Origin of the sequence: Pedobacter frigiditerrae, from assembly GCF_004331645.1 — a bacterium.
Classification (GTDB): Bacteria; Bacteroidota; Bacteroidia; order Sphingobacteriales; family Sphingobacteriaceae; genus Pedobacter; species Pedobacter frigiditerrae.
In genome coordinates this window covers 822,984-847,603 of record NZ_SJSK01000001.1, presented here as the reverse complement: position 1 = coordinate 847,603, position 24,620 = coordinate 822,984, and the positions used below count along the sequence as shown (strand labels likewise).

The 24,620-nt window shown below is 35.1% G+C and carries 26 protein-coding genes; 6 read left to right on the top strand and 20 right to left on the bottom strand.

Annotated features, from left to right (window positions below; genetic code table 11):
- Nucleotides 1-29: 29 nt before the first annotated feature.
- From EZ428_RS03645 to EZ428_RS03635, 3 genes are all read right to left on the bottom strand, one after another.
- Nucleotides 30-638, bottom strand: a complete 609-nt coding sequence (locus EZ428_RS03645; RefSeq protein WP_131551743.1) for a superoxide dismutase — start codon at nucleotides 636-638, stop codon at nucleotides 30-32.
- A 77-nt stretch (nucleotides 639-715) separates the two neighbouring features.
- Complete coding sequence (locus EZ428_RS03640; protein ID WP_131551742.1) at nucleotides 716-1,195, bottom strand: nucleoside deaminase; 480 nt, start codon at nucleotides 1,193-1,195, stop codon at nucleotides 716-718.
- Nucleotides 1,196-1,226: 31 nt separating this feature from the next.
- Entirely contained in the window at nucleotides 1,227-1,562 is a 336-nt protein-coding gene (locus EZ428_RS03635; protein ID WP_131551741.1) for a tRNA-binding protein, read from the bottom strand.
- Between the two features lie 125 nt (nucleotides 1,563-1,687).
- Between EZ428_RS03635 and EZ428_RS03630 the strand changes: the two genes are divergently transcribed.
- Together EZ428_RS03630 and EZ428_RS03625 are read left to right on the top strand one after the other, a co-directional pair.
- On the top strand, nucleotides 1,688-2,875 hold the full coding sequence (locus EZ428_RS03630; RefSeq protein WP_131551740.1) for a class I SAM-dependent rRNA methyltransferase: 1,188 nt from the start codon (nucleotides 1,688-1,690) through the stop codon (nucleotides 2,873-2,875).
- A gap of 20 nt (nucleotides 2,876-2,895) precedes the next feature.
- On the top strand, nucleotides 2,896-3,783 hold the full coding sequence (locus EZ428_RS03625; RefSeq protein ID WP_131551739.1) for a bestrophin family protein: 888 nt from the start codon (nucleotides 2,896-2,898) through the stop codon (nucleotides 3,781-3,783).
- 93 nt (nucleotides 3,784-3,876) lie between these two features.
- On the opposite strand, the gene EZ428_RS03620 is transcribed toward EZ428_RS03625, so the two are convergent.
- From EZ428_RS03620 to EZ428_RS03585, 8 genes are all read right to left on the bottom strand, one after another.
- Nucleotides 3,877-4,128 carry a DUF6814 family protein gene (locus EZ428_RS03620; protein ID WP_131551738.1) on the bottom strand — a complete coding sequence of 84 codons (252 nt, stop codon included), beginning with the start codon at nucleotides 4,126-4,128 and terminating at the stop codon, nucleotides 3,877-3,879.
- A 4-nt stretch (nucleotides 4,129-4,132) separates the two neighbouring features.
- The gene (locus tag EZ428_RS03615; protein ID WP_131551737.1) at nucleotides 4,133-5,662 is read right to left on the bottom strand and encodes an MFS transporter; all 1,530 of its coding nucleotides are present in this window, start codon (nucleotides 5,660-5,662) and stop codon (nucleotides 4,133-4,135) included.
- A 332-nt stretch (nucleotides 5,663-5,994) separates the two neighbouring features.
- Nucleotides 5,995-7,050, bottom strand: coding sequence for a nucleoid-associated protein (locus tag EZ428_RS03610; RefSeq protein WP_131551736.1), 1,056 nt, complete (start codon nucleotides 7,048-7,050; stop codon nucleotides 5,995-5,997).
- 65 nt (nucleotides 7,051-7,115) lie between these two features.
- Nucleotides 7,116-8,024, bottom strand: a complete 909-nt coding sequence (locus tag EZ428_RS03605; protein ID WP_131551735.1) for an NAD(P)/FAD-dependent oxidoreductase — start codon at nucleotides 8,022-8,024, stop codon at nucleotides 7,116-7,118.
- A gap of 211 nt (nucleotides 8,025-8,235) precedes the next feature.
- Complete coding sequence (locus EZ428_RS03600) at nucleotides 8,236-9,024, bottom strand: TerC family protein (protein WP_131551734.1); 789 nt, start codon at nucleotides 9,022-9,024, stop codon at nucleotides 8,236-8,238.
- A 79-nt stretch (nucleotides 9,025-9,103) separates the two neighbouring features.
- Nucleotides 9,104-10,339, bottom strand: a complete 1,236-nt coding sequence (locus EZ428_RS03595; RefSeq protein WP_225870987.1) for a hypothetical protein — start codon at nucleotides 10,337-10,339, stop codon at nucleotides 9,104-9,106.
- The gene (locus tag EZ428_RS03590) at nucleotides 10,336-10,866 is read right to left on the bottom strand and encodes a hypothetical protein (RefSeq protein WP_131551733.1); all 531 of its coding nucleotides are present in this window, start codon (nucleotides 10,864-10,866) and stop codon (nucleotides 10,336-10,338) included. The genes EZ428_RS03595 and EZ428_RS03590 overlap by 4 nt, the downstream gene beginning before the upstream one ends.
- Nucleotides 10,863-11,414, bottom strand: a complete 552-nt coding sequence (locus EZ428_RS03585; RefSeq protein ID WP_131551732.1) for an RNA polymerase sigma factor — start codon at nucleotides 11,412-11,414, stop codon at nucleotides 10,863-10,865. The genes EZ428_RS03590 and EZ428_RS03585 overlap by 4 nt, the downstream gene beginning before the upstream one ends.
- Nucleotides 11,415-11,747: 333 nt before the next feature.
- Between EZ428_RS03585 and aspS the strand changes: the two genes are divergently transcribed.
- Complete coding sequence (aspS, locus tag EZ428_RS03580) at nucleotides 11,748-13,493, top strand: aspartate--tRNA ligase (protein ID WP_131551731.1); 1,746 nt, start codon at nucleotides 11,748-11,750, stop codon at nucleotides 13,491-13,493.
- Between the two features lie 242 nt (nucleotides 13,494-13,735).
- On the opposite strand, the gene EZ428_RS03575 is transcribed toward aspS, so the two are convergent.
- From EZ428_RS03575 to EZ428_RS03540, 8 genes are all read right to left on the bottom strand, one after another.
- The gene (locus EZ428_RS03575) at nucleotides 13,736-14,176 is read right to left on the bottom strand and encodes a hypothetical protein (RefSeq protein ID WP_131551730.1); all 441 of its coding nucleotides are present in this window, start codon (nucleotides 14,174-14,176) and stop codon (nucleotides 13,736-13,738) included.
- Nucleotides 14,160-14,543 (bottom strand): phage holin family protein, encoded by a 384-nt coding sequence (locus EZ428_RS03570; RefSeq protein WP_131551729.1) that lies wholly within the window; start codon nucleotides 14,541-14,543, stop codon nucleotides 14,160-14,162. Before EZ428_RS03570 ends, EZ428_RS03575 begins: the two co-directional genes overlap by 17 nt.
- 21 nt (nucleotides 14,544-14,564) lie before the next feature.
- Entirely contained in the window at nucleotides 14,565-14,831 is a 267-nt protein-coding gene (locus tag EZ428_RS03565) for a YtxH domain-containing protein (protein WP_131551728.1), read from the bottom strand.
- Nucleotides 14,832-14,908: 77 nt separating this feature from the next.
- Entirely contained in the window at nucleotides 14,909-15,961 is a 1,053-nt protein-coding gene (locus tag EZ428_RS03560; RefSeq protein WP_131551727.1) for an AI-2E family transporter, read from the bottom strand.
- Nucleotides 15,962-16,047: 86 nt separating this feature from the next.
- A complete protein-coding gene (locus EZ428_RS03555; protein ID WP_131551726.1) occupies nucleotides 16,048-17,469 on the bottom strand; it encodes a sigma-54-dependent transcriptional regulator in 1,422 nt (473 codons plus the stop codon).
- Between the two features lie 140 nt (nucleotides 17,470-17,609).
- A complete protein-coding gene (locus EZ428_RS03550; RefSeq protein WP_131551725.1) occupies nucleotides 17,610-18,143 on the bottom strand; it encodes a hypothetical protein in 534 nt (177 codons plus the stop codon).
- A 169-nt stretch (nucleotides 18,144-18,312) separates the two neighbouring features.
- Nucleotides 18,313-19,095 carry an enoyl-CoA hydratase/isomerase family protein gene (locus tag EZ428_RS03545; protein ID WP_131551724.1) on the bottom strand — a complete coding sequence of 261 codons (783 nt, stop codon included), beginning with the start codon at nucleotides 19,093-19,095 and terminating at the stop codon, nucleotides 18,313-18,315.
- Nucleotides 19,096-19,098: 3 nt separating this feature from the next.
- Nucleotides 19,099-19,518, bottom strand: a complete 420-nt coding sequence (locus EZ428_RS03540; protein WP_131551723.1) for a cobalamin B12-binding domain-containing protein — start codon at nucleotides 19,516-19,518, stop codon at nucleotides 19,099-19,101.
- Nucleotides 19,519-19,725: 207 nt separating this feature from the next.
- Between EZ428_RS03540 and EZ428_RS03535 the strand changes: the two genes are divergently transcribed.
- Complete coding sequence (locus EZ428_RS03535; protein ID WP_131551722.1) at nucleotides 19,726-20,022, top strand: hypothetical protein; 297 nt, start codon at nucleotides 19,726-19,728, stop codon at nucleotides 20,020-20,022.
- 69 nt (nucleotides 20,023-20,091) lie between these two features.
- A complete protein-coding gene (locus EZ428_RS03530; protein WP_131551721.1) occupies nucleotides 20,092-21,747 on the top strand; it encodes a glutamine--tRNA ligase/YqeY domain fusion protein in 1,656 nt (551 codons plus the stop codon).
- Nucleotides 21,748-21,804: 57 nt separating this feature from the next.
- On the opposite strand, the gene EZ428_RS03525 is transcribed toward EZ428_RS03530, so the two are convergent.
- A complete protein-coding gene (locus tag EZ428_RS03525) occupies nucleotides 21,805-22,587 on the bottom strand; it encodes an N-acetylmuramoyl-L-alanine amidase (protein WP_225870986.1) in 783 nt (260 codons plus the stop codon).
- Nucleotides 22,588-22,733: 146 nt separating this feature from the next.
- Here EZ428_RS03525 and EZ428_RS03520 point away from each other — a divergent pair, with 146 nt between their 5' ends.
- Complete coding sequence (locus EZ428_RS03520) at nucleotides 22,734-24,404, top strand: dipeptidyl-peptidase 3 family protein (protein ID WP_131551719.1); 1,671 nt, start codon at nucleotides 22,734-22,736, stop codon at nucleotides 24,402-24,404.
- Nucleotides 24,405-24,620: the final 216 nt, after the last annotated feature.

Sequence of the window (24,620 nt, the reverse complement as noted above, 5' to 3'; positions counted from 1 at the left end):
CAAGCCTTAAAATATTAGCTTCTTGCTTATTACAATGCTTTTTTGTAGCGCTCTGCTACTGCATCCCAATTCACAACATTCCAAATTGCAGCTAAATAAGCTGGGCGTTGGTTTTGATATTTTAAATAATAAGCGTGCTCCCAAACATCAACACCAAAAATTGGCGTTCCTTTTACCTCTGCAACATCCATTAATGGATTATCTTGGTTTGGAGTTGATGAGATAACTAATTTTTTATCTGCACCTACAGAAAGCCAAGCCCAACCAGAACCAAAACGAGTTGCGCCAGCATCCTGAATTTTAGTTTTAAAGTCTGCAAAAGAACCAAAAGTTTCATTAATTGCTTTTGCTAAATCGCCAGTTGGCTCACCACCTTTATTTGGGCCTAAAACTGTCCAGAATAATGAGTGATTAAAGTGTCCACCTCCATTATTACGAACTGCAGCAGGAAATTTTGAAATATTTTTAACAATTTCTTCGATGCTTGAACTTGCCTCAGGCTTACCTTCTAAAGCTTTATTTAAGTTGGTAACATAAGCTTGATGGTGTTTACCATGGTGAATTTCCATAGTCAACTTATCGATATGTGGTTCTAATGCGTCTGTTGCGTATGCCAACGCAGGTAATTCAAAAGCCATAATTTTTATTATTTAAGTTTTTAAAATGTTAATGTACAAATATAATCTTCAAAGGTTAAGTTTTACACCTTTATTTGTCAAATTTCTTTGCGTTTATTTTGAAAAAACGTAGTCATTAACCTACCACATTCTTCGGCTAAAACACCACCTTTTAAAACTGTTTTTGGGTGCAAAAGGTTTTGATTTATTCTAGTAAACCCTCGCTTCTCTTCATTCGCACCATAAACAATTCTCGAAATTTGCATCCAAAAACTAGCTCCAGCACACATTACACAGGGCTCAATGGTTACATATAAAGTACAATCTTTAAGGTACTTGCCACCTAATGTTTGTGCCGCAGCTGTAAAAGCTTGCATTTCTGCGTGAGCGGTTACATCATTTAATTGTTCTGTTAAATTATAACCACGACCAATAATCTTACCCTGACATACTACAATTGCGCCAATTGGAATTTCATCATTGTCAAATGCCTTTTTTGCCTCGTTTAAAGCAAGCTTCATAAAATGCTCATCAGCACCTGTTAGATTTTCTTTCTCTTCGAAATTATAATAACTCATAAAATGGTTAATTGATTAAATTGGTTAACTGTTATATGAGTTTGCTTCCATTTGGCACTTTTTTATCAACTGACATTAAAACAATATCGCCATTTTCATCTGCTAAACCTGTAACCAAAAATTCACTCATAAATTTACCAATTTGCTTTTTAGGGAAGTTGATTACCCCAACAATTTGTTTTCCTATTAATTCTTCCTTGCCGTAATGTTTAGTGATTTGCGCACTGCTCATTTTTATTCCAAACTCACCAAAATCAACCTTTACTTTATAGGCTGGCCTTCTGGCTTCAGGAAAATCGAATGTTTCAAGTATTGTTCCTACTCTTAGTTCTACTTTTTCAAAATCGCTCCAAGTAATTTCTTCCATTTGGTAAAAATACTATTTAACCACAAAGGCACGAAGGACAATAATAGTTATTAATACTAATTTTTGTATTGAATAGGTCCCATAACTCACAACTTGGAACTCACAACTTTTCTTAACTTTGCACAATGGTAGAGATTAAGTTAAAAAAAGGAAAAGAAAAAGCAGTTTTACAACGTCATCCTTGGGTGTTTTCTGGTGCGCTAGAAAAGATTAAAGGAAGCCCTGAAAACGGAGATGTAGTTAAAGTTTGCAGTGCGAATAATGATTTTTTAGCTTACGGTTATTTCAATAGTCAATCTCGTGTTGCCGTTCGTTTATTAGAATGGGATGAAAATCAAATAATTGATGAAACTTGGTATACACTAAAGATTAATCAAGCCATTACCTCAAGAGCTCATCTTCTAAAAAATAAAAACACCAATACCTATCGTTTAATTTTTAGTGAGGCAGATTTTTTACCTGGCTTAATTGTAGATAAATACGATGACTTTTTATCAGTCCAGATTTTAAGTTCGGGCATTGAAAAGGCAAAACCGATTATTATCGATTTATTAGTTAAAGCCCTACAACCAAAAGGGATTTTTGACAGGAGCGATGCAACCGCTCGTACACATGAAGGAATTACTGCAGAAAATGGCCTGCTTTGGGGAGAGGCTCCAGCAACTTTCATCGCTGTTAAGGAAAACGGAATTACTTACCATATCAATATCGCCGAAGGGCAAAAATCTGGCTTTTACTGCGACCAACGTGACAATCGCAAACTTTTAGCAGATTATGCAGAAGGCAAAACTGTATTAGATTGTTTTAGTTACAGTGGCGGATTTAGTTTAAATGCTTTTAAAAACGGCGCTACTGCAGTAACTAGTGTTGACAGCTCTGCATTAGCAATTGAAACTTTGAAGCAAAATATAGCGTTAAACAAATTTGATTCGGAAAACCATATCGCTATCCAATCTGATGTAAACAAGCAATTAAGAGCTTTCAAAGAAGAGGGAAAAAAGTTCGATATAGTTGTGCTAGACCCGCCTAAATATGCGCCATCTCGTTCTGCTTTAGATAGGGCTGCTCGGGCTTATAAAGACCTAAATCGTTTAGGGTTATTATTGCTTGAAAGCGGTGGTTTATTGGCTACTTTTTCTTGTTCCGGCGCAGTAGATATTGAAACCTTTAAACAAATTTTGGCTTGGGCCGCATTAGATGCAGGAAAGGAAGTTCAAATAATTAGACAATTTTCACAACCAGAAGACCATCCTATACGTTTATCTTTCCCAGAAGGCGAATATTTAAAAGGATTATTAATTCGAGTTTTATAAAAAATAGCTAAGAACAAATTATGCTTATTGTACAAAATATTAGGCTCAGTAGAGTATTAATTGATACGTGGAAAGTCGATTTAATAATGATTATTTCTTGTACAGCAGCATATTTTGTAAGAGAATATTTAATTGCACATCACTTTCAAATCTCTGCCATTATACCAACGGTATTGGGTACAGCAATTGCATTTTTTATTGGCTTTAATAACAACCAGGCTTATGATAGGTGGTGGGAAGCTCGTAAAATTTGGGGAGCAATAGTTAATGATTCAAGAAGTTTAGCTAGAAATTTAATCAACTTTGTTGAGGATCAAGAAACTGCCAATAGAATGGTTTGCAGGCATATTTCTTTCATTTATGCTTTAAAAGCTAACCTTCGTAGCACAGTAGATGAAATTTATACCAAGTACTTAACTGAATTCGATAAGCAAGATGTAGAAAGACATAGCAATAAGCATAATGCTATCTTAAACATACAGGCAATGGAATTGCAAAGGTTATATAAAGAGAATAAAATTGACGGGTTTAAGTTTATGGAAATCAACGAAATGTTGGTAAAATTAACTGATAGTATGGGTGGGTGTGAACGTATTAAAAACACTATATTTCCAACTACATATAGTTATTTAACTAAAGTTTTTATATGGCTATTTGTGGTAACCTTTACCTTAGTAATTAGTCAGGATATGGGTTATTGGAGTATTTTTATGGGCTGGCTAATAGGCTTTGTTTTTGTTTCTACCCAAATAAATGGGATGAGATTAGTTAATCCATTCGACAACAAATCATCTGGTTTACCACTTAATCATATCTGTAGAACAATAGAGATTAACCTGTTACAAATGCTGCGTGAAGAAGATATTCCAGAACCAATCAAACCAATTAATAACGAGTATATCTTGTAAGTAATTGTCCATCTAATATTTTAGGTTTGCCTAATAACAAAAGGAAGCTTTCTAACGAAAGCTTCCTTTTGTTATTAGGCATATATGTTAAAGTTATATCTCCTCTGAGCTCCCTGGTAACTTTTCATACTCGCCGGCTAAGGCATATTTGCCGAAAATAACTAAGCCAATTGCTATTGGAATAAAGATTAACAAAATAATCCCCCATTGCAATGCGGTGTTAGTTTGCGCAACTCCAGCTTCAGCTTTGCTAATTTTATCCCAAGCTTGCCATGACATAAAAACCATAGCTGCAGGACCAAGAATAATCCATATTAACCCTAATATTTTTTTTATTGATTTCATATCCTTAATCGTTAATAGTTTCGTCTTTTTTATTTGATAAATATACAGCTCCAATGATAAAACTTAGTGCAGCAATCCCGATAGGATACCATAAACCAGAAAGTGGTGTTGAACCTGCAAAACTCGCAATTAAGGTTGCTACAAAGGGCACCAGACCTCCAAAAACACCATTACCCACATGGTAAGGAAGAGACATTGAGGTATATCTAATTTTTGTTGGGAAAAGCTCTACCAAGAAAGCTGCAATTGGTCCATAAACCATTGTAACTAATAAAATCTGGAAGAAAACTAATCCTACAAAAATCCAGAAAGTTGATGTTTCTAGTATTTTATCTTTATAAATTTCTTTCGAATGGCCAATTGTTTTGCTAGCATCTGCATACACGGTATCAACCAAAACTTTGCTGTAAGATGCCCCACTTAACAAGCTTATTTTAGTACTGGTGGTTATCAAACTATCTCCTTTATCATGTAAAGGAACTCTTGTAATTACAGGTTCTGCCGTAGATGCTATTGCCGATACTTCAGTTTTACTTACATCACTCTTGTCTAAAAACATTTGATAAATTGGGCGATAGAATATAATTCCAAGCAGCATTCCAGTCAGCATGATCCACTTTCGACCAACTTTATCACTCCAAGCCCCAAATACCACAAAGAAAGGCGTTGCAAAAGCAATTCCCCAAAGTAAAATATATCTCGAATCGTTAAAATCTATCTTACAAGTATTTTCTATAAATGATTGGGCATAAAATTGACCTGTATACCAAATTACACCTTGCCCCATGGTAGCACCAAACAAGGCTAACAATACCATTTTGAAGTTTCCTTTTTTACTGAAACTCTCTTTCAAAGGATTTTTAGAAATATTTCCCTCTGTTTTTAACTTCGTAAACATTGGCGACTCGTGCATTTTTAAGCGGATGTAAATAGATACGCCTACCAATAAAATAGAAAGCAAGAATGGAATTCTCCAACCCCAATCTGCAAATGCCTCAGCTCCAATAATATTTTTTGACAGCACAATTATTCCCAATGAAAGGAATAAACCTAAGGTTGCTGTAGTTTGAATCCAACTGGTAAAAAAACCTCTTTTGCCTTTTGGCGCATGTTCTGCCACATAAGTTGCCGCTCCACCATATTCTCCACCTAATGCTAAACCTTGTACTAAACGTAAGATTAATACCAAAATTGGAGCAAAATAACCTATGCTAGAATAAGAAGGTATTAAGCCAATTAGAAATGTAGAACCACCCATTAAAACCAAGGTTAAAAGAAAGGTATATTTTCTTCCAATTAAATCTCCCAGTCTGCCAAAAACCAAGGCGCCAAATGGCCTTACAATAAAACCCGCAGCAAAAATTGCCAAAGTATTAATTAGTGCAGAAGCACCGGCATCTGCGGGAAAAAGCTGTGCACCAATAATGGTGGCTAAACTGCCGAAGATGTAAAAATCATACCATTCGATTAGGGTTCCGAGGGAGGATGCACCAATTACTTTAAAGATGCTATTTGGTTTAGTTTCGTGGTTCATAATTTTTAAAACTAATGGTTTAAAAATTAAAATACAACTACATCAATGAAAAGCTGTTAGCAAAACCGTTAAATTAACGTTTATAATTTCAAATAAAGTGTTTAAACATTAAAGAATTAAGAAAAAATGTTCCTTAATATTCTATTTTTTAAGTAAATCCTATGTTTCTCTAATAGCTAAAAAATTTGGCTGTTATCTCATCTTTACGGGTAAGAATTTTACGTGGGATGCCCATTAATGCAAATTTAAGCAGGAAAAATCATTGTTGAGCGTTGAGTTGTAAAAATGCAATTCTACAACTTAACAAATCAAACAGCTTAACAACTCCACTCTTATTGTTCGTCTCTAAAATAAACCTTGTAATAATTCATAGAGCGGTCATCATCAAAACCTTTTTCTATTAAATCTTTATTACCATGAATATAGATGTGGAAGTTCTTATCTAATTTTAAGATGTTTTTATAGTTTTTGGCCTGTTTTTTTACTGCGGCATCAGAAATATCAAAGTTGTCTGCAATTGGACTATCAAATTCTTCTTCGTAGTTCTTCTTGTAGCTTTTGAAAGATTCTATTCCTTCTTTGTTAGCGATAACTTCGTTTGCAAACTCATCAATATCAAAGGTTTCTTTTTCCTTAAAATACTTCATTGATTTATTTAGCAAATCGATTTTATCTGTTCTAGATATCTCGAAGTCTTCATCTAGTCTTTCGGTTACAAAGCTTTTGTAAACACCTAACACATTTTGGGTTTGACTGTAATTATCATTACGAACTTTTAGCTTTAAAAACTCGTCTTTCCAATAAACTGCTTCTGCACTGCGGTTAGTTTGGTCTATTACTGCCACTTTATAACCTTCCATGGCTTCGGTATTAAAGATTAGGCAACCTTTATCTAGCTTGTTGATATTAATGGCTTCTTGCTCGTATTTTAAGCCAAAACCACCTTGTTCTGGATAAACCGTTAAGTAACTTTCTTTAGTTTCAGATTTGAAGATACCGATGGCATCATGCAAGTCACCTTCAATTTGTACATTTTCGAAATAGGCAACGTATAATTCACCAGATTTTATTTTTGGGTGATTAGAAATCTCGAACAAATAGGTGGCTAATTTTTTAGTATTATCGTGGAAAATTGCTCCATTGGCAAAAATCTCTGCAGCAAAATGGTAAACCTCATTTAAATTAAGGTCGTTATTTGGGTGCATGAAACGATAAATTTCATTTACTTTTTCATACGGTGATAAGAAATATTGCAACAACAATTGTTTCAGCATTTCGTCTTCTAAATGCATAGATTGGTCTGAAAGGACATAAAATTCGTCTTGAAGTTTATTACCAATTCTATGTATAGAAAGTTCGGCTAATGTTGCTTGAGAAAAAGTAATCATATTTTAAAAATGTGACCGCAAAGAAACGAAGATTTTATGGAACACTATAAAAAAGAAATTTCTATTTAAAACTGTTCATTTACCAATTCCTTATTTAACATTGCGCCAACCATATTTCCTCCTGCTACAGAATCTGAAACCGATCTCATCATTGTAGTACAATCGCCAGCTGCGTAAACACCATATACATTTGTTTGTCTAAAGCTGTTAACATCAACATAACATTGTTCATTTAATTGAATGTTTAAATCTGTTATGATTTTTGTATTGTGCTCCATTCCAACTCTAGCGTAAATAGCTTCCAACACAAATGTACTTTCATCCCTAAATTTGAGACGCTGTACCGATCCCTTTTCATGAACAATTTCTTTTATTTCTTTTTGAACAATGTTGATGTTTCTAGCAAGTAGCTTAGCTTGACTAACTGAATCGATATCAGCTATTCCGTTAGTAAATAAAGTAAGGTCTTTGGTCCAGTTGCTAATTAGTTTTGAAAATTCGAATCCAATTTCTCCATTCGCAATTACACCTGTTTTTTCACCTCTCACCTCGTAGCCATGACAATAAGGGCAATGTAAAACTGAAATCCCCCAACATTCTGCAAAGCCTTTTATAGCTGGAAAAATATCTTTAACTCCAGTTGTAATAACCAATTTTTTCGCAACAAATACCTGTTGATTTGAGGTTTTAATCTCAAACCCAGTTTCCGTTTTTACTGCATTATCTGCAATACCTTCTAAAAATCTTACCGTTGGATAAGCCAAAACCTGAGCCTTGGCAATTGCGGCTAAATTTGCAGGGGTTTCTCCATCTCTTGTTAAAAAGTTATGTGAATGTGGCGTTTGCCAGTTGCAAGGCTTACCGCTATCAATAATTAACACCTTACGCAAAGAGCGACCTAAAGCCATACCTGCAGCTAAGCCTGCGTAGCTACCTCCAACAATAATTACATCAAATATTTCCTCCTTTTGCATAACCTTATGTTTGAAACAAAAATAATCGATATATTACTGAAGCTATAATTTAGGCGTAACGATACTGTAAAAAGAACTACTGTTTTTTGTAATATAAACCTTGCCTGTCCGGCAGGCAGGGTTATTGAAGTGAGCACGTAGCGCAGCGTAGTAAAACGAAAAGAAGGGCTCTCGTTTCCGACACCCTTCTTCCTTTGTTTTTCTAAAAACCTTATTTATTTTCTTTTTCGTGTGGCGTATTTCTTAACGAAACGGGTTTTTTATTGTTCTTTTTCATTTTAAGGTTTAACATCTCTACCAATACTGAGAATGCCATTGCAAAATAAACATACCCTTTTGGTATGTGCTGGTCAAGTCCCTCAGCCAATAAAGAAACACCAATTAACAGTAGAAATGATAAGGCTAACATTTTTACAGTAGGGTGTTTGTTTACAAAATTACTAATGGCACTTGCAGAGAACATCATAACGATTACAGCGATAACAACCGCAGCTATCATAATTTCTATGTGTTCTGCCATACCTACAGCGGTAATAACAGAATCTAGTGAGAAAACGATATCTAAAATCAATATCTGAACGATAGTTCCAGCGAAAGAATGCACCTTAACTTTTCCTTCAGATTCTTCATCACCTTCTAGTTTATTGTGTATTTCATGGGTGCTTTTATAGATTAAAAATAAACCTCCTGATAACAGGATTAAATCCCTTCCAGATATAGCCAATTTCTCTAACCATTCTTCGTTTGTAATGCCAATCCAATCGCCAATGTTAAACAATGATGCCGTTAGTCCCATTACCCAGCTTAATGAAAGCAATAACAAAACACGAGTAATCATAGCCAATGCTAAACCTAGTTGACGAGCTTTTTTTTGTTGGTTTTGTGGGAGTTTACCCGACAAGATTGAGATGAAAACAATATTGTCTATTCCTAAAACAATTTCTAATATTGTTAAGGTTAAAAGGGAAATCCAGGCTTCTGGCGTGGCTAAAAAATCCATAGTTAAAATATATGAGGCGAATATAAAAAAAGCCTGTCGATTTACATCAACAGGCTTAGGTATTATTTGTTTGGTTTATTTATTTGAAAGTAACACTATTATACTGAACCTTTACCACTACTCTGGCGTTGCCGCCTTTACCTATTTGTCCGCTATAATTTTTGTCTTGACTATAACTTCTATCGTCTCCACCTTCTCTTTTTGCAGTTACGTTGGTGCCATATTTAAACCCTGCATAACTTGTTTTTACTTCGAAATTAGCATTGTAATTGGTTGCAAAACCTAAATTTACAGTAGTATACTGTCCATCAACATCTACATCTCTACCAGCTTCAATATCATCAATGTTAACACTTCCATACTGGGCTCTACTTGTTAAATTTCCACGTAAAGAACCCACCTTAACGCTGGTATATTGAGTGTTAACATTCATTGCACCACTAACACTACCGATTTTTATTCCACCACCATACTGATGCTTAATACTTGCCGCTCCTTTTACACTTGTAATGTTAACAGCAGAATACTGAACATCGATATCTAATGTCCCAACTGTACCTATAGTAACCCCAGAACCATATTGGTGTTTTATTTTTAATGAGCTGGCTTCTTTAATATTGGCGGCACCATATTGCACATTAACGTAGTTATTTCCATTATTTAAATCGCCTGCAATAAAATTACCATATTGAACTTTTATAGAAGTGGGCCCAGAAAAATCGCCCATGGTAATGTTGCCATATTGCTGTGATGCAGATAATGAATTATTAGCTGGCATATAAACTGTATAATGAACTTTTACCTCTCTACGCCAAATTGTTTTTCCATTTTTAATACTACTTCCCCAGTTACCATTACGATTGCCCATTTCAGTTTTATAGCTCACTAAATCTCCGCTTTTAGTGGCTTCTATCGAAACGTCATCTAATAATTTTTGCGCCTCCTCTGCTGTCTTTGCATAGGCTTTCATGTCTACATCAACCTTTACCTCGTTTTTATCCCAGGTTTTAATAGTTATAGATCCGAATTGGTTGTTTAAACTAATTTTATCACTTCGATCTACTGTAAAAGCCTTTGAAAAAGACTTAGCTTTCATTGGCGTATCGTCTTGTGTATCTTGATTGTTTGAACCATCGCCATACCTAACATTTACACTGTTTTTTACATCATTTACAGTGTAAGAATAAGATGATGAAGTAGAAACGGTGGTGTTAACTTTTGGATTAACATTAACAGAAATACTTGGCTGTTGTTGAGCATTTACCTGTGTGGCGAGTAACAGCATACCCGATAGGCTTAAGATTGCTAATTTCATATTGAATTCTCCTTTTTATTATATTGATTGACTTGATTGATAATCATTAACTGCTGTTTTAAAACTTGCAGTTGCATTTCGCGATTTTTCACCATTTCCTTAACCACAAAAATTTGATTTGGACTTTCTGGCAATTCAGTTTTTAACCTGTCGTATTCTGCATCAAGATTTTTTAAATCTTCGGTAAACCTTTTATACAAATCCGGGTTTTCAGATGCGTAAATAGCTAAACTGTCTTTTTTCTCTTCTATTTGACTTACAAAACTTACTTCTCTCTTGCCAAACTCTGGGTTAATATCCGCCACGTCGATGTTTTTGGCCTGGTTATAATTATATGTAAAGTATAAGCCTAAACTCACTACCAATGTTGCTGCAATACTCATCCATTGGTACATTTTAATCGACTTTTTTGGCTGTTTTTTTTTATCCAGCTCTGCTTCAATTCTTGTCCACAACTGGTCTGATGGACCTTTTACTTCAAACTCTTTTTTGTTGTCTTTTACAAACCCCTCTAATTTATTGCTCATCTTGCTACTCCTTTCATTTCTAATAAACTATTCAACTTTCTTTTTGCCCGCATGTATTGCGAACGTGATGTATTTTCTGTTATTTTTAATATATGTGCTATCTCTTCGTGGTCATAACCTTCAAATAAATAAAGGGTTAAAACTACTCTGTAACCATCTGGCAACTCGTTCATTGCCGCCTTTATGGCTTCTACTTTTAAAGTAGTTTCCTCATAATCAGGCGCAGGCTCATCTGCCACTTCCACTTCATCTAAGCTTACTAGCTCTAACTTTCTTTTGCGTAGGTAGTTAATTGCCCTGTTAATTACAATTTGTTTTAACCACAAACCAAATGTTGTTTCTTGTCTAAAATCAGCTATACGATTAAAAGCATCTAAAAAAGCTTCTTGCAAAACATCCTCCGCTTCAGCATCATCATTTACAATTCTTAGCGCAACATTGTACATCGCATTAGCATACAACTTGTATAACTCAAATTGTGCTTTACGGCTACCAGCTCGGCAATCATTTACCAGCTCTACGTGCTTATCTATGTATACTGTTTCCAAATTCTAAAGCGTTCTGATTAAAAGACATCGTAATTTTTAAAACGTTGCATCAAGGTAGAAAAAAAGTTTATAACCCCTAAATCCCCTAAAGGGGACTTAGGGTTAGAAAAGCAAAGGCAGAAGCTTTTATGAATGTTAGTCCCGCTATACTTTCTGCCATGAAGAATGGCATTCATCCTATCGGGTTTAGAGAACAAAAGTTTGTGCAAGAAGGAAAAAAGAACAAGGAGCAAAGAATAAAGATTGAAATTCCTGTCTTAATACTTAATACTAACTACTATATACTTATTAAAACAAAATCGGTATTTTTGCGGCTCAAAATTTAATTTAAAGATGTTAAGAACAACAACTTGCGGTGCTTTAACACTGCAAAATTTAGGCGAAAATGTAACACTCTGCGGTTGGATGCAGAATTCTAGAGATTTGGGCGGGATGACTTTTATAGACATTCGCGACCGTTACGGCATCACTCAGTTGGTTTTTAACATGAATGATAATGCAGATTTATGCGCTGGCGCTCGTAGCCTTGGTCGTGAGTTTGTAATTAAAGTTAGTGGAATCGTTGTAGAACGTTCAAATAAAAATAAAGAAATCCCAACTGGCGAGGTTGAAATTAAAGTTACCGAATTAGAGATTTTAAATGCTGCAAAATTACCTCCATTTTTAATTGAAGATAAAACCGATGGTGGTGATGATTTACGTATGAAATATCGCTACCTAGATTTACGTCGTAACCCGATTAGAAATAACATGATTTTACGTCATAGAATGGCTCAATCTGTTCGTCGTTATTTAGATGCTTTAGACTTTATCGAGGTAGAAACTCCAGTTTTAATTAAATCTACGCCAGAAGGCGCAAGAGATTTTGTGGTACCAAGCCGTATGAATGGTGGCGAGTTTTATGCTTTACCACAATCGCCACAAACATTTAAACAGTTGTTAATGGTTTCTGGTTTCGACCGCTATTTTCAGATTGTAAAATGTTTTAGAGATGAAGATTTACGTGCAGATAGACAACCAGAATTTACACAGATTGACTGTGAGATGTCTTTCATTGAGCAAGAAGATATCTTAAATACTTTCGAAGGTCTAATTCGTACTTTATTTAAAGAGGTTCGTAACTACGATTTACCTGAAGTGCCTCGTATGCAATATGCAGATGCGATGAAATTCTATGGCTCTGATAAACCAGATACTCGTTTTGATATGAAATTTATCGAAATGAACGACATTGTTAAAGGAAAGGATTTCCCTGTTTTTGACAATGCAGAATTAGTAATCGCTATTAATGCTAAAGGTTGTGCACATTATACCCGTAAACAATTAGACGAGTTAACAGACTTTATTAAACGTCCACAAATTGGTGCAACGGGTTTAATTTACCTTCGCCATAATGAAGATGGTTCTTTAAAATCTTCAGTTGATAAATTTTATAACGAAGAAGAATTAGCAAGATGGTCGGCAACTTGCCAAACCCAACCAGGCGATTTAGTTTTAGTAATGGCTGGCGGAATTGATAAAGTTCGCAAGCAATTAAGTGAGCTCCGTTTAGAAATGGGTAGCCGTTTAGGTTTACGTGATAAAGATAAATTCTCTGCGCTTTGGGTTTTAGATTTCCCTCTTTTAGAATGGGATGAAGAAACTGAACGCTACCATGCCATGCACCATCCATTTACTTCTCCAAAACCAGAAGATATTGCAATGTTAGATACCGACCCTAAAAACGTTCGTGCTAACGCTTATGACATGGTCGTAAATGGAACTGAAATTGGCGGTGGTTCTATTCGTATTCACGACAGAACATTACAGGCTTTAATGTTTAAACACTTAGGCTTTACTGCAGAAGAAGCTCAAAAACAATTTGGTTTCTTAATGGATGCATTTGAGTTTGGCGCTCCTCCACATGGTGGTATCGCATTCGGATTTGACAGATTATGTTCAATTTTTGCAGGATTAGATTCAATTAGGGATGTTATTGCCTTCCCTAAAAACAATTCAGGCAGAGATGTAATGATTGATAGTCCAAGTACAATTGACGATAAACAATTGAAAGAATTAAAGATTAAGACGGATTTGTAGTTCACCAGCTCATGAGTTCATTAGTGTGATTGGGCAAGTAGTATAATCAATAGCTCGTCATGCTGAATTTATTTCAGCATCTGACTTGCAGGAAATAAATTCAGCATGGCGCAGGCCACAAAACAAAAAAGGTCTTGGCAAATTGCCAAGACCTTTTTTGTGCACCTAGCTAGTTAGCTATAAAAAAATGAGCTAACGATGCTACTGAACTAAAAAAGCCACAGTAAAAACTGTGGCTTTTTCTAATAAGTTTCACTATCAGGAGGTATGCCATAGTCTACAAAACCAGCATCTTTCTTTTTGTCTTTTTTGCCAAAAAAAGATTTAACCATATTAAAAATACCAGAAATATTTTCGGCATCTAACGACTTCCCTAATTTCCCAGAAACTAAGGCACCTACCGCTTTTGTAATTACACCAGAGCCTCTAAAAATAGTGCTGTTTAATAACATCGGCAATGCAATAGACATAATTTTACTGCTAATGTTAGTCTTCTCATCAAACTTTAAAAAGCCACTTGGTGTTGCAAATTTTTTAATCAGATTGCCAATTGAAAACTGACTGATATATACTTTAGAATCTTCTTTCAGCATTACCCCACGATGTTTGTAATCAGCTTTTAATCGCTGTACTTCACCATGCAAATCATCTAAAGTTTTGATGCTGTTATAATTTCTCTTCATCGTCATCGTCTTTATCGGCCACCTTATCAAAGTATTTCCTGATGAATAAATTCACCAATACTCTTTCAATGTATTTATCCTTAGTTAAATAAACAATAATAGATAATAGCAAGTAGATGGTAGCAACGCAGCCAAAACCTCTTGCATAACTTCCTAATACTTCAGAAAGATATAAGGCCAAGGTAAACGATGCAAATAAAAAAGCCAGCACAAATGAAATAACTACTGCACCACTTGTGATTAAATCTGCGAAAATCTTAGATCCCTTTTCCACAGCCGAAAGCTTCGTATATTCAATACGAGTATCGATGTATTCCTTGGCATCTAAAAAAATATCTTCAAGATCTTTTTCTTTATTATCTTCCATTATCTTTTAGGATTAAATAGCTCAAACATTTTCTACTTCGGTAGAATACTCATCTTCTACATCACGTAATTTACTTTTTATAGAGCTTACTACTTTATCTTTTAAACTGCTCAGGTTATTAATTTCATCAGCTGCTTTATCCTTAATCGAATCGCCTAAATCCTTTAAAGATTGACTTAATTTATCTCTTGTATCGCTTCCTTTTTCTGGAGCAAACAATAAACCTAATGCTGCTCCTGCAGCTAAACCAGCTAATAATGCTACTAGTACTTTCGAATTATCATTCATAATAATTAATTTTTATTGTTAAACATAAGTTATTTCAAATATAGCAATGCTGATGTTATGCTATTGTTAATCTTAAATTATAACTCATCTTGCTCATGATTTGTTTTAATTCTTTCTAATCTTTCTGTTGCCATTGCACTAGTTTCGTAGATTTTAATGAGCAAGAAAAAGTAAGATAACAACAATGGTCCAAACACCAGCCCCAATATACCAAATAATGGAATACCAATAACTACGCCAATTACAGTAATTATCGGGTGAATATTTCCAATTTTTTTTGCAATCATGAATCTTAGCACATTATCGATATTGATAATGACCACAAAGCCAAAAATTAGCATTGCCCAACCGGCAAAATTGTTTCCCTCTGCCAATTGTAATAATGCACCAGGCACAAAAATAACCGGGGGGCCCAAGATTGGCACCAGTGATATAAATGCTGTTATTACTCCCCAAAAAAGAGGGTCGTTATATCCCAAAACATAAAATGATAAGCTTACTAACGAGCCTTGAACAATAGCAATAAAACCCTGCCCAACAACGTTTGCATAAGTTGTATTTCTCATTTCTTCTGCAAATCGGTTAGAATTTTGTTCTCTGAAAGGCGCATATTTAATCAGTGCGTTTTCAAATGTTTCTCGCTCTACCAACATAAAGTACAGTAAAAAATACATTAGCAATAAACCAAGAACCACATTAAAAACACCAGAAATTAAAGACGGGAATAAACCAGTAGCCCAACTACCAGCACTTTTTAACCCATCCTCTATTATTTTACCTACATTACCGTTAACTGGTAAAAGATGTTGAATTTTATACAGTAAATTCTTAAAATAAATTTGATCGTTATTTAGTTCAGTAATTTTTTCAATTACCATACTGCTTAGTGCATAAAAGGGAAGCACAAGTACTACAATTGAAATGAACAAAAGTAACACCGCAGTAAAACGCCTATTCCAATTCTTTACTTCAGTTAAATGAATATAACCTGGGCGTAAAATGGTGTACAAAACAAGTGTACTTAACAGCGAGCCAAAAATCCCCATTAGGGAATAAGCAATTAAACAACCTAATGCTATAATAATAACAAGGTTAATATAGTTACGCTGTTTGTAGGTAAATATAGACATACGGAGCTTTAGATGTATATATCATTAAATAACAAAAGCCCCTAAATTGTTTTAGAGGCTTTCAATTTTATTGAAAAATTAAATCTTTAATTATCCAAATCAATAGCCTTCATTTTATTATAAAGTGTCTTTCTATCGATGTTCAAAATTTTGGCCGCTTTGGTTTTATTAAAATTTACCTCTTTTAGTACATTTAAAATCGCTTCATATTCTGCTTCTAAAGCTGCGTTTTTTAAATCTCTTGGTTTATTGGAAGTGGCCGAACGAACAATAGAATTTTCAACCGCATTTTCAATTGCCGTTGCTTTTGCATAAGTAGAAATTTCTAACGGCAAAGCTTTTAACTGAATTTCTTCTCCCTCGGTTAATAATGTCGCTCTCCTTACAACATTTTTAAGTTCACGAACATTTCCTGGCCAGTTATAGGTTAAAAAGCACTCTTCAACTTCTTCAGAAAAACCCTGAACATTCCTACTCAACTCTTCATTTGCAGTACCTAAAAAAGTGTTTGCAAAAACCATGATATCTTTTCCTCTTTGGCTTATTGGCGGCAAGTGAATAGAGAATTCATTAAACCTATGGAATAAATCTTCTCTAAACCTTCCTTTTTGAATTGAATCTCCAAGGTTCTCATTAGTTGCAACAATAATTCTTACGTCCAAATCTAATTCCTTTGTGCTACCAATACGTTTAATCTTTCTTTCTTGTACCGTTCGCAATAATGCAGCCTGAATCTCATAAGATAAATTCCCTACCTCATCTAAAAACAATGTCCCACCATTCGCCATTTCGAAGTGACCAATTTTGGTGTACAATGCGCCGGTAAAGGAGCCTTTTTCATGGCCAAAAAACTCACTTCCCGCTAATTCCTTAGTCAAGGAACCACAGTCCATCGCTACAAAAGGTTTATCTTTCCTTGGGCTATTTAAATGGATAGTTTTTGCAACTGATTCTTTACCCGTTCCACTCTCCCCTGTTAAAATAACACTATATGATGTTGGAGCAACAAGCATAATTTGCTTCATCAAATCTCTAGAAGCACTGCTTTGTCCAACTACAAACTCTCCTGTTTCAGCCTCAACTTTTTTAGCAGATTTTTCTTTCTTATTTGTAGAAACAACAGGCTCATAAACAGCATTAAGTGCAATTTGCGTTTCAATTGCCTTATTAATTGTATTTAGGATTTCATCCGGGTAAAGCGGTTTAGTAATATAATCGTAAGCCCCTAACTTTATAAGTTCCACCGCAAGTTTAATATCAGAATAACCAGTTATAATTATTACTCCTGTGCTAGGATAATTATCTTTGATTTTAATTAACATTTCCTTACCATCTGTATCTTCCAAACGGTAATCACACAAAACCAAATCAAACTTTTGTTTAGACAAATGATCCATTGCAGAATTGCCATTTGTAGCAGTTTCTACGCTAAAGGAATTTCTCGTTAAAAACTTTGATAATAAGAGCCCGATATTAATTTCATCATCAACGATTAATATTTTCTTCATATAAATAACTAAATAATAGCTAAATATAAATAAATATTTAGTTTGGGAAATATTTTCTACACTGTTTTTAACAAAAATTCACACAAAAAAAGCACCTGTTAAAAAACAGATGCTTTTTAATTAAATTATTTTCTTAAGAACTAAAAAGTATAACCTAGTCTTAATCCCATAAATCCTGCACCATCTAAACCTTCATATCTCACACCAACATCAAAACCACCAAACTTAGCTCCAACACCTGGCGCATAAGTAAAGCTTGTACTGCTTACAGAAGTAACGGTTCCACCAGAAACAGATGGTAAATAAGTTTTAGCAATAGTTACGCCTGCTTCTGCCATACCGTAAAAATTTTCAGAGAACATGTAACGACCACCAGCTTTAATTGGGATCCATATTGCAGCTTTTGTATCGAGATTTGCATTTGCTAAATCTTTAGGAATAAAAGCAATTGCACCTGTTGTTAGGGTTGCATCGAAGTTTTCTGCAATACCTTGGCTAAACCTTAAAGTTAAACCAGCACCAACATCATAAGATGCCTTTAATCCACTTAAGGGCAAAGCGCCTTCAACTCCAATACCGAATTTGAAACCGTTAACGCCAGCGTTTTGTGCTTTTAGATTTGAACTAGCTAACAAGATTGCGCCAGCTAATAGAGTAAATACTAATTTTTTCATGTTTGTTTGAGTTAATTTGATTAATCTTTGTTTAAACAAATATTGGCACAAACACTGGTTAAATAAATACCCATACATAGGTATATTTTAATACCCACTAACACTTACTAAGAAATAAACTGACTGATTTTCAGTCAAATAAAAATATTATTACCCCATTTAAAATACACTATCTGCCCTTAAAAACCGCTTTCCGTTTCTCTAGGAAAGCTGCAACCCCTTCTTTAAAATCTTCTGTTTGGAAGCAATTGGCAAACTCATCAATTTCAACCTCGAAGCCGTTAACATCTTCTTTTAAAGAGGCATTAACTGCTTTTATAGCACTAGCAATGGCCAAAGGTGCTCTAGTTTTAATTTTATTCAAAATTTCTTCTGCCTTGGCAATCAATTCTGCCTGTGGCACAACTTCATTTATCAATCCAATTCTATGAGCTTTTTCTGCAGTAATCATACCAGCGGTGGTAATCATTTCAATAGCCCTACCTTTTCCTACCAACTGTGTTAACCTTTGCGTGCCCCCATAGCCTGGTATTAGTCCTAAGGTAACTTCTGGCAAACCTAGTTTTGCATGATCACTTGCTAAACGAATATGGCAGGCCATTGCTAATTCTAATCCTCCGCCAAGGGCGAAACCATTAATAGCTGCTACAACAGGTTTGGGACAATCTTCAATAGCATCGAAAACATTTTGATGCCCATTTCTTGCCAATTCTTTTCCTTCAGCTAAAGAATAATTTTGGAACTCTGAAATATCAGCGCCAGCAACAAATGCCTTTTCTCCTGCTCCAGTAATCAATACGCCCCTCACCTCTTCACTGTTTGTGGCAAATACAATTGCATCCGCTAATTCACTTAACACTTCCTTATTTAAGGCATTAAGCTTATGTTCTCTATTGATGGTGATGTAAAAGATCTGCTCCTTTACTTCAGCTATGATTTGTTGATATGCCATCTCTTAAAAATTTCTGTTGTTAACTACCCATTCTTCAATATAAGTCACTATGCTTACCATTGGTGTTCCGGGAGGGAAAAGTTCTCCAACGCCAATTTCTTGGAGCTTTTTCCTATCTCCATCAGGAATAATTCCTCCACCCGTTAATAAAACATCTGTTAATTGCTTTTCTTTCATGATGGCAACAATTTTAGGAAAAACGGTCATGTGAGCACCAGAAAGAATCGAGATTCCTATGGCATCTACATCTTCCTGTAAAGCTGCATTTACCACCATTTCTGGTGTTTGGCGTAGGCCAGTATAAATAACCTCCATACCCGCATCTCTTAATGATGTTGCAATCACTTTTGCCCCACGGTCATGTCCGTCTAAGCCAACTTTTGCTACTAAAACCCGAATAGGTCTATTCAATGTATTGTTCATATTTGATAACAAGTGGAATGTAAATGTAAAGAAATTAGTGCTTTTTAAATAACCTCTCTTAAATGTAATTATAAGGAAGTTAATAACCAGCACAGAGCCAACTTAGAGCCAGTTATAACGAAGGATGAACGAAGGATGAACGTAAGATGAACGAAGGATAATAGGAGTTTAGTTAATCTTTAACTATCTTTATACAAAGCAAAACCTATGGCAATTTCAAAAAACAACATCGTTACCGAAACCCTAAGTGGTAAGGTGGGCAACATCATTTTCAAAAACTACGGCAACAAGACCGTTATCAGCAAGCACCCAGATATGTCTAAGGTGGTCAAAACTGAAAGGCAGAAGGAAAATCAACTGCAGTTTAAGGCGGCACAGGCCTATGCAAAGAGCATCCTTTCAGACCCAGAGAAAAAGCAAGCGTTTATTAAAACGATACCCAAAGACAAAATAGCTTACCACGCTGCCATTTCAAAATACCTAAAAGAGAATAAAAGCACTTAATAAAGCTATTCAAATAGAGGATAAAATCGGTTAATTTATTAACTTTGAGGTCTATAATCTATAATTTTTATGAGTGAAGAAAAATCATTGAACTTTATTGAAGAGCTAATAGAGAATGATTTAAGTAGTGGAAAGACGAAAACCTTAGTAACTCGTTTTCCGCCAGAGCCTAACGGATACTTACACATTGGACATGCTAAAGCGATTTGCCTTAATTTTGGTTTAACCCAAAAATATGGTGGCTACACTAACCTACGTTTTGACGATACTAATCCCGTAACTGAAAAAACAGAATATGTAGATAGTCAGCAAGCAGACATTCAATGGTTAGGCTTTCAATGGAAAAATGAATTATATGCTTCAGATTATTTTGATCAGCTACATTCTTTTGCCGTAAAACTCATTGAAGACGGTTTAGCTTATGTAGACCACAGCACAGCCGAAGAAATTGCTACACAAAAAGGAACACCTACAGAACCTGGTACACCTAGTGCCTATAGAGAACGTAGCGTTGATGAAAATTTAGCTTTGTTTGCGCAAATGAAGAATGGCGAATTTGCTGATGGAACTTGTACATTAAGAGCTAAAATCGATTTGTCAAGTTCAAACATGTTAATGCGTGATCCAATTATTTATCGCATTAAACACGCTCATCATCACCGTACAGGAGATGCTTGGTGCATTTACCCAATGTATGATTTTGCACATGGACAAAGTGACAGTATAGAAAACATTACGCACTCAATTTGTACTTTAGAGTATGTGTCTCACAGAGAATTATACGATTGGTTTATAGAGAAACTTGGTATTTTTCCTTCTAAACAATATGAATTTGCCCGTTTAAACCTTACGTACACAGTAATGAGTAAACGTAAGTTAATGCAGTTGGTTAACGAAAATATGGTTAGTGGCTGGGACGATCCACGCATGCCTACTATTAGTGGTCTGCGCAGAAGAGGTTATACACCAGAAAGCATTAAAGAATTCTGCGAGCGCATCGGCATTGCCAAAAGAGAGAATCTAATTGAATTAAGCTTATTAGAGTTTTGCATTCGCGAAGACTTAAATAAAAGAGCTACTCGTGTAATGGCTGTTTTAGACCCTATTAAATTAATAATAACCAACTATACCAAAGGTGAAGAAATTTTAATAGGCGAAAATAATCCAGAAGCTGAGGATAAAGGAGGAACTCGTGAGATTCCATTTAGCAACGAACTTTGGATTGAGCGTGAAGATTTCATGGAAGAACCTGCAAAAAAATGGTTCAGGTTAGCGCCGGGTGCAACCGTAAGATTAAAACATGCTTATATTGTTAAGTGCGAAGATTTCAAGAAAGACGAAAGTGGAAACGTAACAGAAATTCACTGCACCTATATTCCTGAATCGAAGAGCGGTGAAGATACAAGTGGCATAAATGTTAAAGGAACTATTCATTGGGTAAGTGCAAAACATGCTGAAACTGCTGAGGTGCGTTTATACGATCGTTTATTTACTGTCGAATCTCCAGATAGCGAAGAAGGTGATTTTAAGGATTATTTAAATCCAGAAAGTATGCAAGTAATTAAACAAGCGTATATAGAGCCTTATTTGGCTAATGCAGAACAAGGAATTGGTTATCAGTTTATACGTAAAGGTTATTTTAGTGTAGATAAAGATTCTAAGCCTGGAAACATCATTTTCAACAGAACTGTTGGCTTAAAAGAAGCTTGGAAACCTAAAGCATAATGTAAAAAGGAAAATGTAAGATGGGGAATGGGTTCTTTACATTTTCCATCTTACTTCCTACATATACTTCTTGTACAAATTAAACAAAATCAGCTTATCTGGTTCTGTTAAAGTTGGCGTTAAATCATTACCCACAAAGTGACGTTTGAATGCTGTAATAGCCGCTCCCAAATTCTTCACATCATAACCTATAATTCGCAAGGCAGAAGTTGTATCAAAATCTGTAGGTGGCATTTGCAAAACATCATCAAACCATAATCCAAAACCTTTTTTAGCTAAAGTTTTCCAAGGGAAATTATTTGGATCTGGTTTACGCGTTGGTGCAAAATCAGCATGGCCAATAAAGTTAGCGGTTGGAATACTGTATTTCTTTTTCAAGGTAGCCAATAAAGCGCAAAGGCTATTAATTTGCGCATCTGTCCATACATCGGTTGTACCATTATTATCCATCTCTATTCCAATAGAACAAGAATTCATATCCGTAACGCTACCCCATTTGCCTGCTCCGGCGTGTTGTGCCCTTAAATAATCATTTACCATTTGCACAACCTTTCCATCTCTGCTCACTACATAATGAGAACTTACTGCCGTTCTTGTAATGGTAAATGTTTTTATGGTTTGAGCTAAAGAATCTTGTGCGGTGTGGTGGATAATTACAAAATTAGGCTTTCGAATTCCCATATTAACCGTACCCACAAAATACTGTTGGTTGTTAAGAGAGTCTATAGTTTGTCCTTCTGGGGGAGTTGCTTTAATGGTTTTAGAAAAATCCTTCGCCATATTTTTATAAATCTTATCTGTAGCAGCATATTTATTTGTACTACAGTTAGTCAAAAACATTGTGCATCCTAATAAAATGGCACTATTTGAAATTGTCTTTTTTAACAGCATGGCTTTTGTTTAGTGGTGATAATCAGTAGAGATTTGCTTCTATTTTTTTGCTAATTTAGTGCATTGAAATAAAATAAAATCAATTTCGTAACCAAATGAAGAATAATAACAAAACTGTTGCTTTACTTTTAGGCCTTTCAATAACGACTAGCATATTTTCTTGCAATAACGCGGAGCAAAAAACAGGTAATAACGATAAAAAAGCGAAAGACAGTTTAATAGAATATGTTGCTCAACGATTGCCAATTTATGAGAGAGTTAGGCTAACTACCAACTTGAATGAACTTTCAGTAAGCGAAAGAAAAGTGCTTCCACTATTAATTGAAGCCGCCAAAATAATGGATGAATTATTCTGGAAACAAGCATACCCCCAACGCGACAGTCTTTTAAGCACAATAAAGGACGAAAAAACAAAGCAGTTTGTGATGATTAATTACGGTCCTTGGGATAGGTTAAATGGCGACAAACCTTTTGTAACCGGCATTGGTGCGAAACCTGAAAACGGGACATTTTATCCGGCTGGGATGAAAAAGGAAGACCTTGAAAAATCTGATGTAAAAGATAAGTTTGGCTTATACTCGGTAATTAGAACCGAGCAAGGTAAATTAATCTCGGTTCCTTACCATGTAATTTATGCCACAGAGTTGCAAAAGGCCAGTAGTTTATTAAAACAAGCTGCACTAGTTGCAGACGATGCCGGATTAAAAAAATATTTAAACCTTCGTGCTGATGCTTTGGTATCAGACAATTATACCGCAAGTGATTATGCTTGGTTAGATATGAAAACCAATGGACTTGATATTATTATCGGCCCAATTGAAAATTATGATGACAAATTATTCAATGCTCGTGCATCGTTTGAATCTTATGTTTTAGTTAAGGATAAAGTTTGGAGCAAACGTTTAGCAAAGTATGTTGCTATGCTACCTGAATTGCAAAAAGGGCTACCTGTTGATGCGAAATATAAAAAAGAAACACCAGGTACAGATTCTGAATTAAACGCTTATGATGTTCTTTATTACGCTGGAGATTGTAATGCTGGCTCAAAAACAATTGCCGTTAACTTACCAAATGATGAAGTTATTCAACAGAAAAAAGGAACTCGCCGTTCGCAATTGAAAAATGCAATGCAAGCCAAGTTTGATAAAATCTTAGTGCCAATTGCCAATGAATTAATCGATAAAGACCAAATTAAACACATCAAGTTTGATGCGTTTTTTGCTAACGTTATGTTTCACGAAGTGGCGCATGGCTTAGGTATCAAAAACACAATTACAGGAAAAGGAACCGTTCGCTCTGCATTAAAAGAACAATACTCGTGGCTAGAAGAAGGCAAGGCTGATATTTTAGGTTTGTATATGGTAACTGGCCTGCTTAAAAAAGGTGAACTTACTGGCGACATAAAAGATTATTACACCACTTTTATGGCTGGTTTGTTACGCTCTGTGCGTTTCGGTGCCGCAGAATCTCACGGTAAAGCAAATATGCAATGCTTTAATTTCTTTAAGGAAAAAGGCGCATTCCAAAGATCTGCAAACGGAACTTATAAAGTTGATTTCGACAAGTTCGCGATAGCGATGAATGAACTAACCAATTTCATTATTATACTTCAAGGAAATGGTGATAAAATCGCTGTTGAAAAAGCTCAAAAAACAAATGGAGTCATTGCAGCGGAGCTGCAAGGTGATTTAGATAGATTATCTAAAAAAGGTATTCCAGTTGATTTAGTTTTTGACCAAGGTGTTGATGTTTTGGGCATGAAATAGATAAAAAAGAGAAACAATGGATAGGGAACAGAAAATAGTTTCGGCCTCTGCAAAATAAATAAAAGCCTGTATAAGTGAATTATACAGGCTTTTTTACGTGCTATAATTTTACATTCTACAAAAAAAATAAAAAAGCTTGTAACCTTTTCTTGATTCTGCTCGTCTATAAGGCACAAACTATTGAAGAGGTGAACAACCTTTTAAACTAAACTTAAA

Excerpts from the sequence above, each read along its gene's own strand:
- EZ428_RS03645 (WP_131551743.1), bottom strand. The coding sequence starts at position 638 with ATGGCTTTTGAATTACCTGCGTTGGCATACGCAACAGACGCATTAGAA.
- EZ428_RS03640 (WP_131551742.1), bottom strand. The coding sequence starts at position 1,195 with ATGAGTTATTATAATTTCGAAGAGAAAGAAAATCTAACAGGTGCTGAT.
- EZ428_RS03635 (WP_131551741.1), bottom strand. The coding sequence starts at position 1,562 with ATGGAAGAAATTACTTGGAGCGATTTTGAAAAAGTAGAACTAAGAGTA.
- EZ428_RS03630 (WP_131551740.1), top strand. The coding sequence starts at position 1,688 with ATGGTAGAGATTAAGTTAAAAAAAGGAAAAGAAAAAGCAGTTTTACAA.
- EZ428_RS03625 (WP_131551739.1), top strand. The coding sequence starts at position 2,896 with ATGCTTATTGTACAAAATATTAGGCTCAGTAGAGTATTAATTGATACG.
- EZ428_RS03620 (WP_131551738.1), bottom strand. The coding sequence starts at position 4,128 with ATGAAATCAATAAAAAAAATATTAGGGTTAATATGGATTATTCTTGGT.
- EZ428_RS03615 (WP_131551737.1), bottom strand. The coding sequence starts at position 5,662 with ATGAACCACGAAACTAAACCAAATAGCATCTTTAAAGTAATTGGTGCA.
- EZ428_RS03610 (WP_131551736.1), bottom strand. The coding sequence starts at position 7,050 with ATGATTACTTTTTCTCAAGCAACATTAGCCGAACTTTCTATACATAGA.
- EZ428_RS03605 (WP_131551735.1), bottom strand. The coding sequence starts at position 8,024 with ATGCAAAAGGAGGAAATATTTGATGTAATTATTGTTGGAGGTAGCTAC.
- EZ428_RS03600 (WP_131551734.1), bottom strand. The coding sequence starts at position 9,024 with ATGGATTTTTTAGCCACGCCAGAAGCCTGGATTTCCCTTTTAACCTTA.
- EZ428_RS03595 (WP_225870987.1), bottom strand. The coding sequence starts at position 10,339 with ATGAAATTAGCAATCTTAAGCCTATCGGGTATGCTGTTACTCGCCACA.
- EZ428_RS03590 (WP_131551733.1), bottom strand. The coding sequence starts at position 10,866 with ATGAGCAATAAATTAGAGGGGTTTGTAAAAGACAACAAAAAAGAGTTT.
- aspS (WP_131551731.1), top strand. The coding sequence starts at position 11,748 with ATGTTAAGAACAACAACTTGCGGTGCTTTAACACTGCAAAATTTAGGC.
- EZ428_RS03575 (WP_131551730.1), bottom strand. The coding sequence starts at position 14,176 with ATGAAGAGAAATTATAACAGCATCAAAACTTTAGATGATTTGCATGGT.
- EZ428_RS03570 (WP_131551729.1), bottom strand. The coding sequence starts at position 14,543 with ATGGAAGATAATAAAGAAAAAGATCTTGAAGATATTTTTTTAGATGCC.
- EZ428_RS03565 (WP_131551728.1), bottom strand. The coding sequence starts at position 14,831 with ATGAATGATAATTCGAAAGTACTAGTAGCATTATTAGCTGGTTTAGCT.
- EZ428_RS03560 (WP_131551727.1), bottom strand. The coding sequence starts at position 15,961 with ATGTCTATATTTACCTACAAACAGCGTAACTATATTAACCTTGTTATT.
- EZ428_RS03555 (WP_131551726.1), bottom strand. The coding sequence starts at position 17,469 with ATGAAGAAAATATTAATCGTTGATGATGAAATTAATATCGGGCTCTTA.
- EZ428_RS03550 (WP_131551725.1), bottom strand. The coding sequence starts at position 18,143 with ATGAAAAAATTAGTATTTACTCTATTAGCTGGCGCAATCTTGTTAGCT.
- EZ428_RS03545 (WP_131551724.1), bottom strand. The coding sequence starts at position 19,095 with ATGGCATATCAACAAATCATAGCTGAAGTAAAGGAGCAGATCTTTTAC.
- EZ428_RS03540 (WP_131551723.1), bottom strand. The coding sequence starts at position 19,518 with ATGAACAATACATTGAATAGACCTATTCGGGTTTTAGTAGCAAAAGTT.
- EZ428_RS03535 (WP_131551722.1), top strand. The coding sequence starts at position 19,726 with ATGGCAATTTCAAAAAACAACATCGTTACCGAAACCCTAAGTGGTAAG.
- EZ428_RS03530 (WP_131551721.1), top strand. The coding sequence starts at position 20,092 with ATGAGTGAAGAAAAATCATTGAACTTTATTGAAGAGCTAATAGAGAAT.
- EZ428_RS03525 (WP_225870986.1), bottom strand. The coding sequence starts at position 22,587 with ATGTTTTTGACTAACTGTAGTACAAATAAATATGCTGCTACAGATAAG.
- EZ428_RS03520 (WP_131551719.1), top strand. The coding sequence starts at position 22,734 with ATGAAGAATAATAACAAAACTGTTGCTTTACTTTTAGGCCTTTCAATA.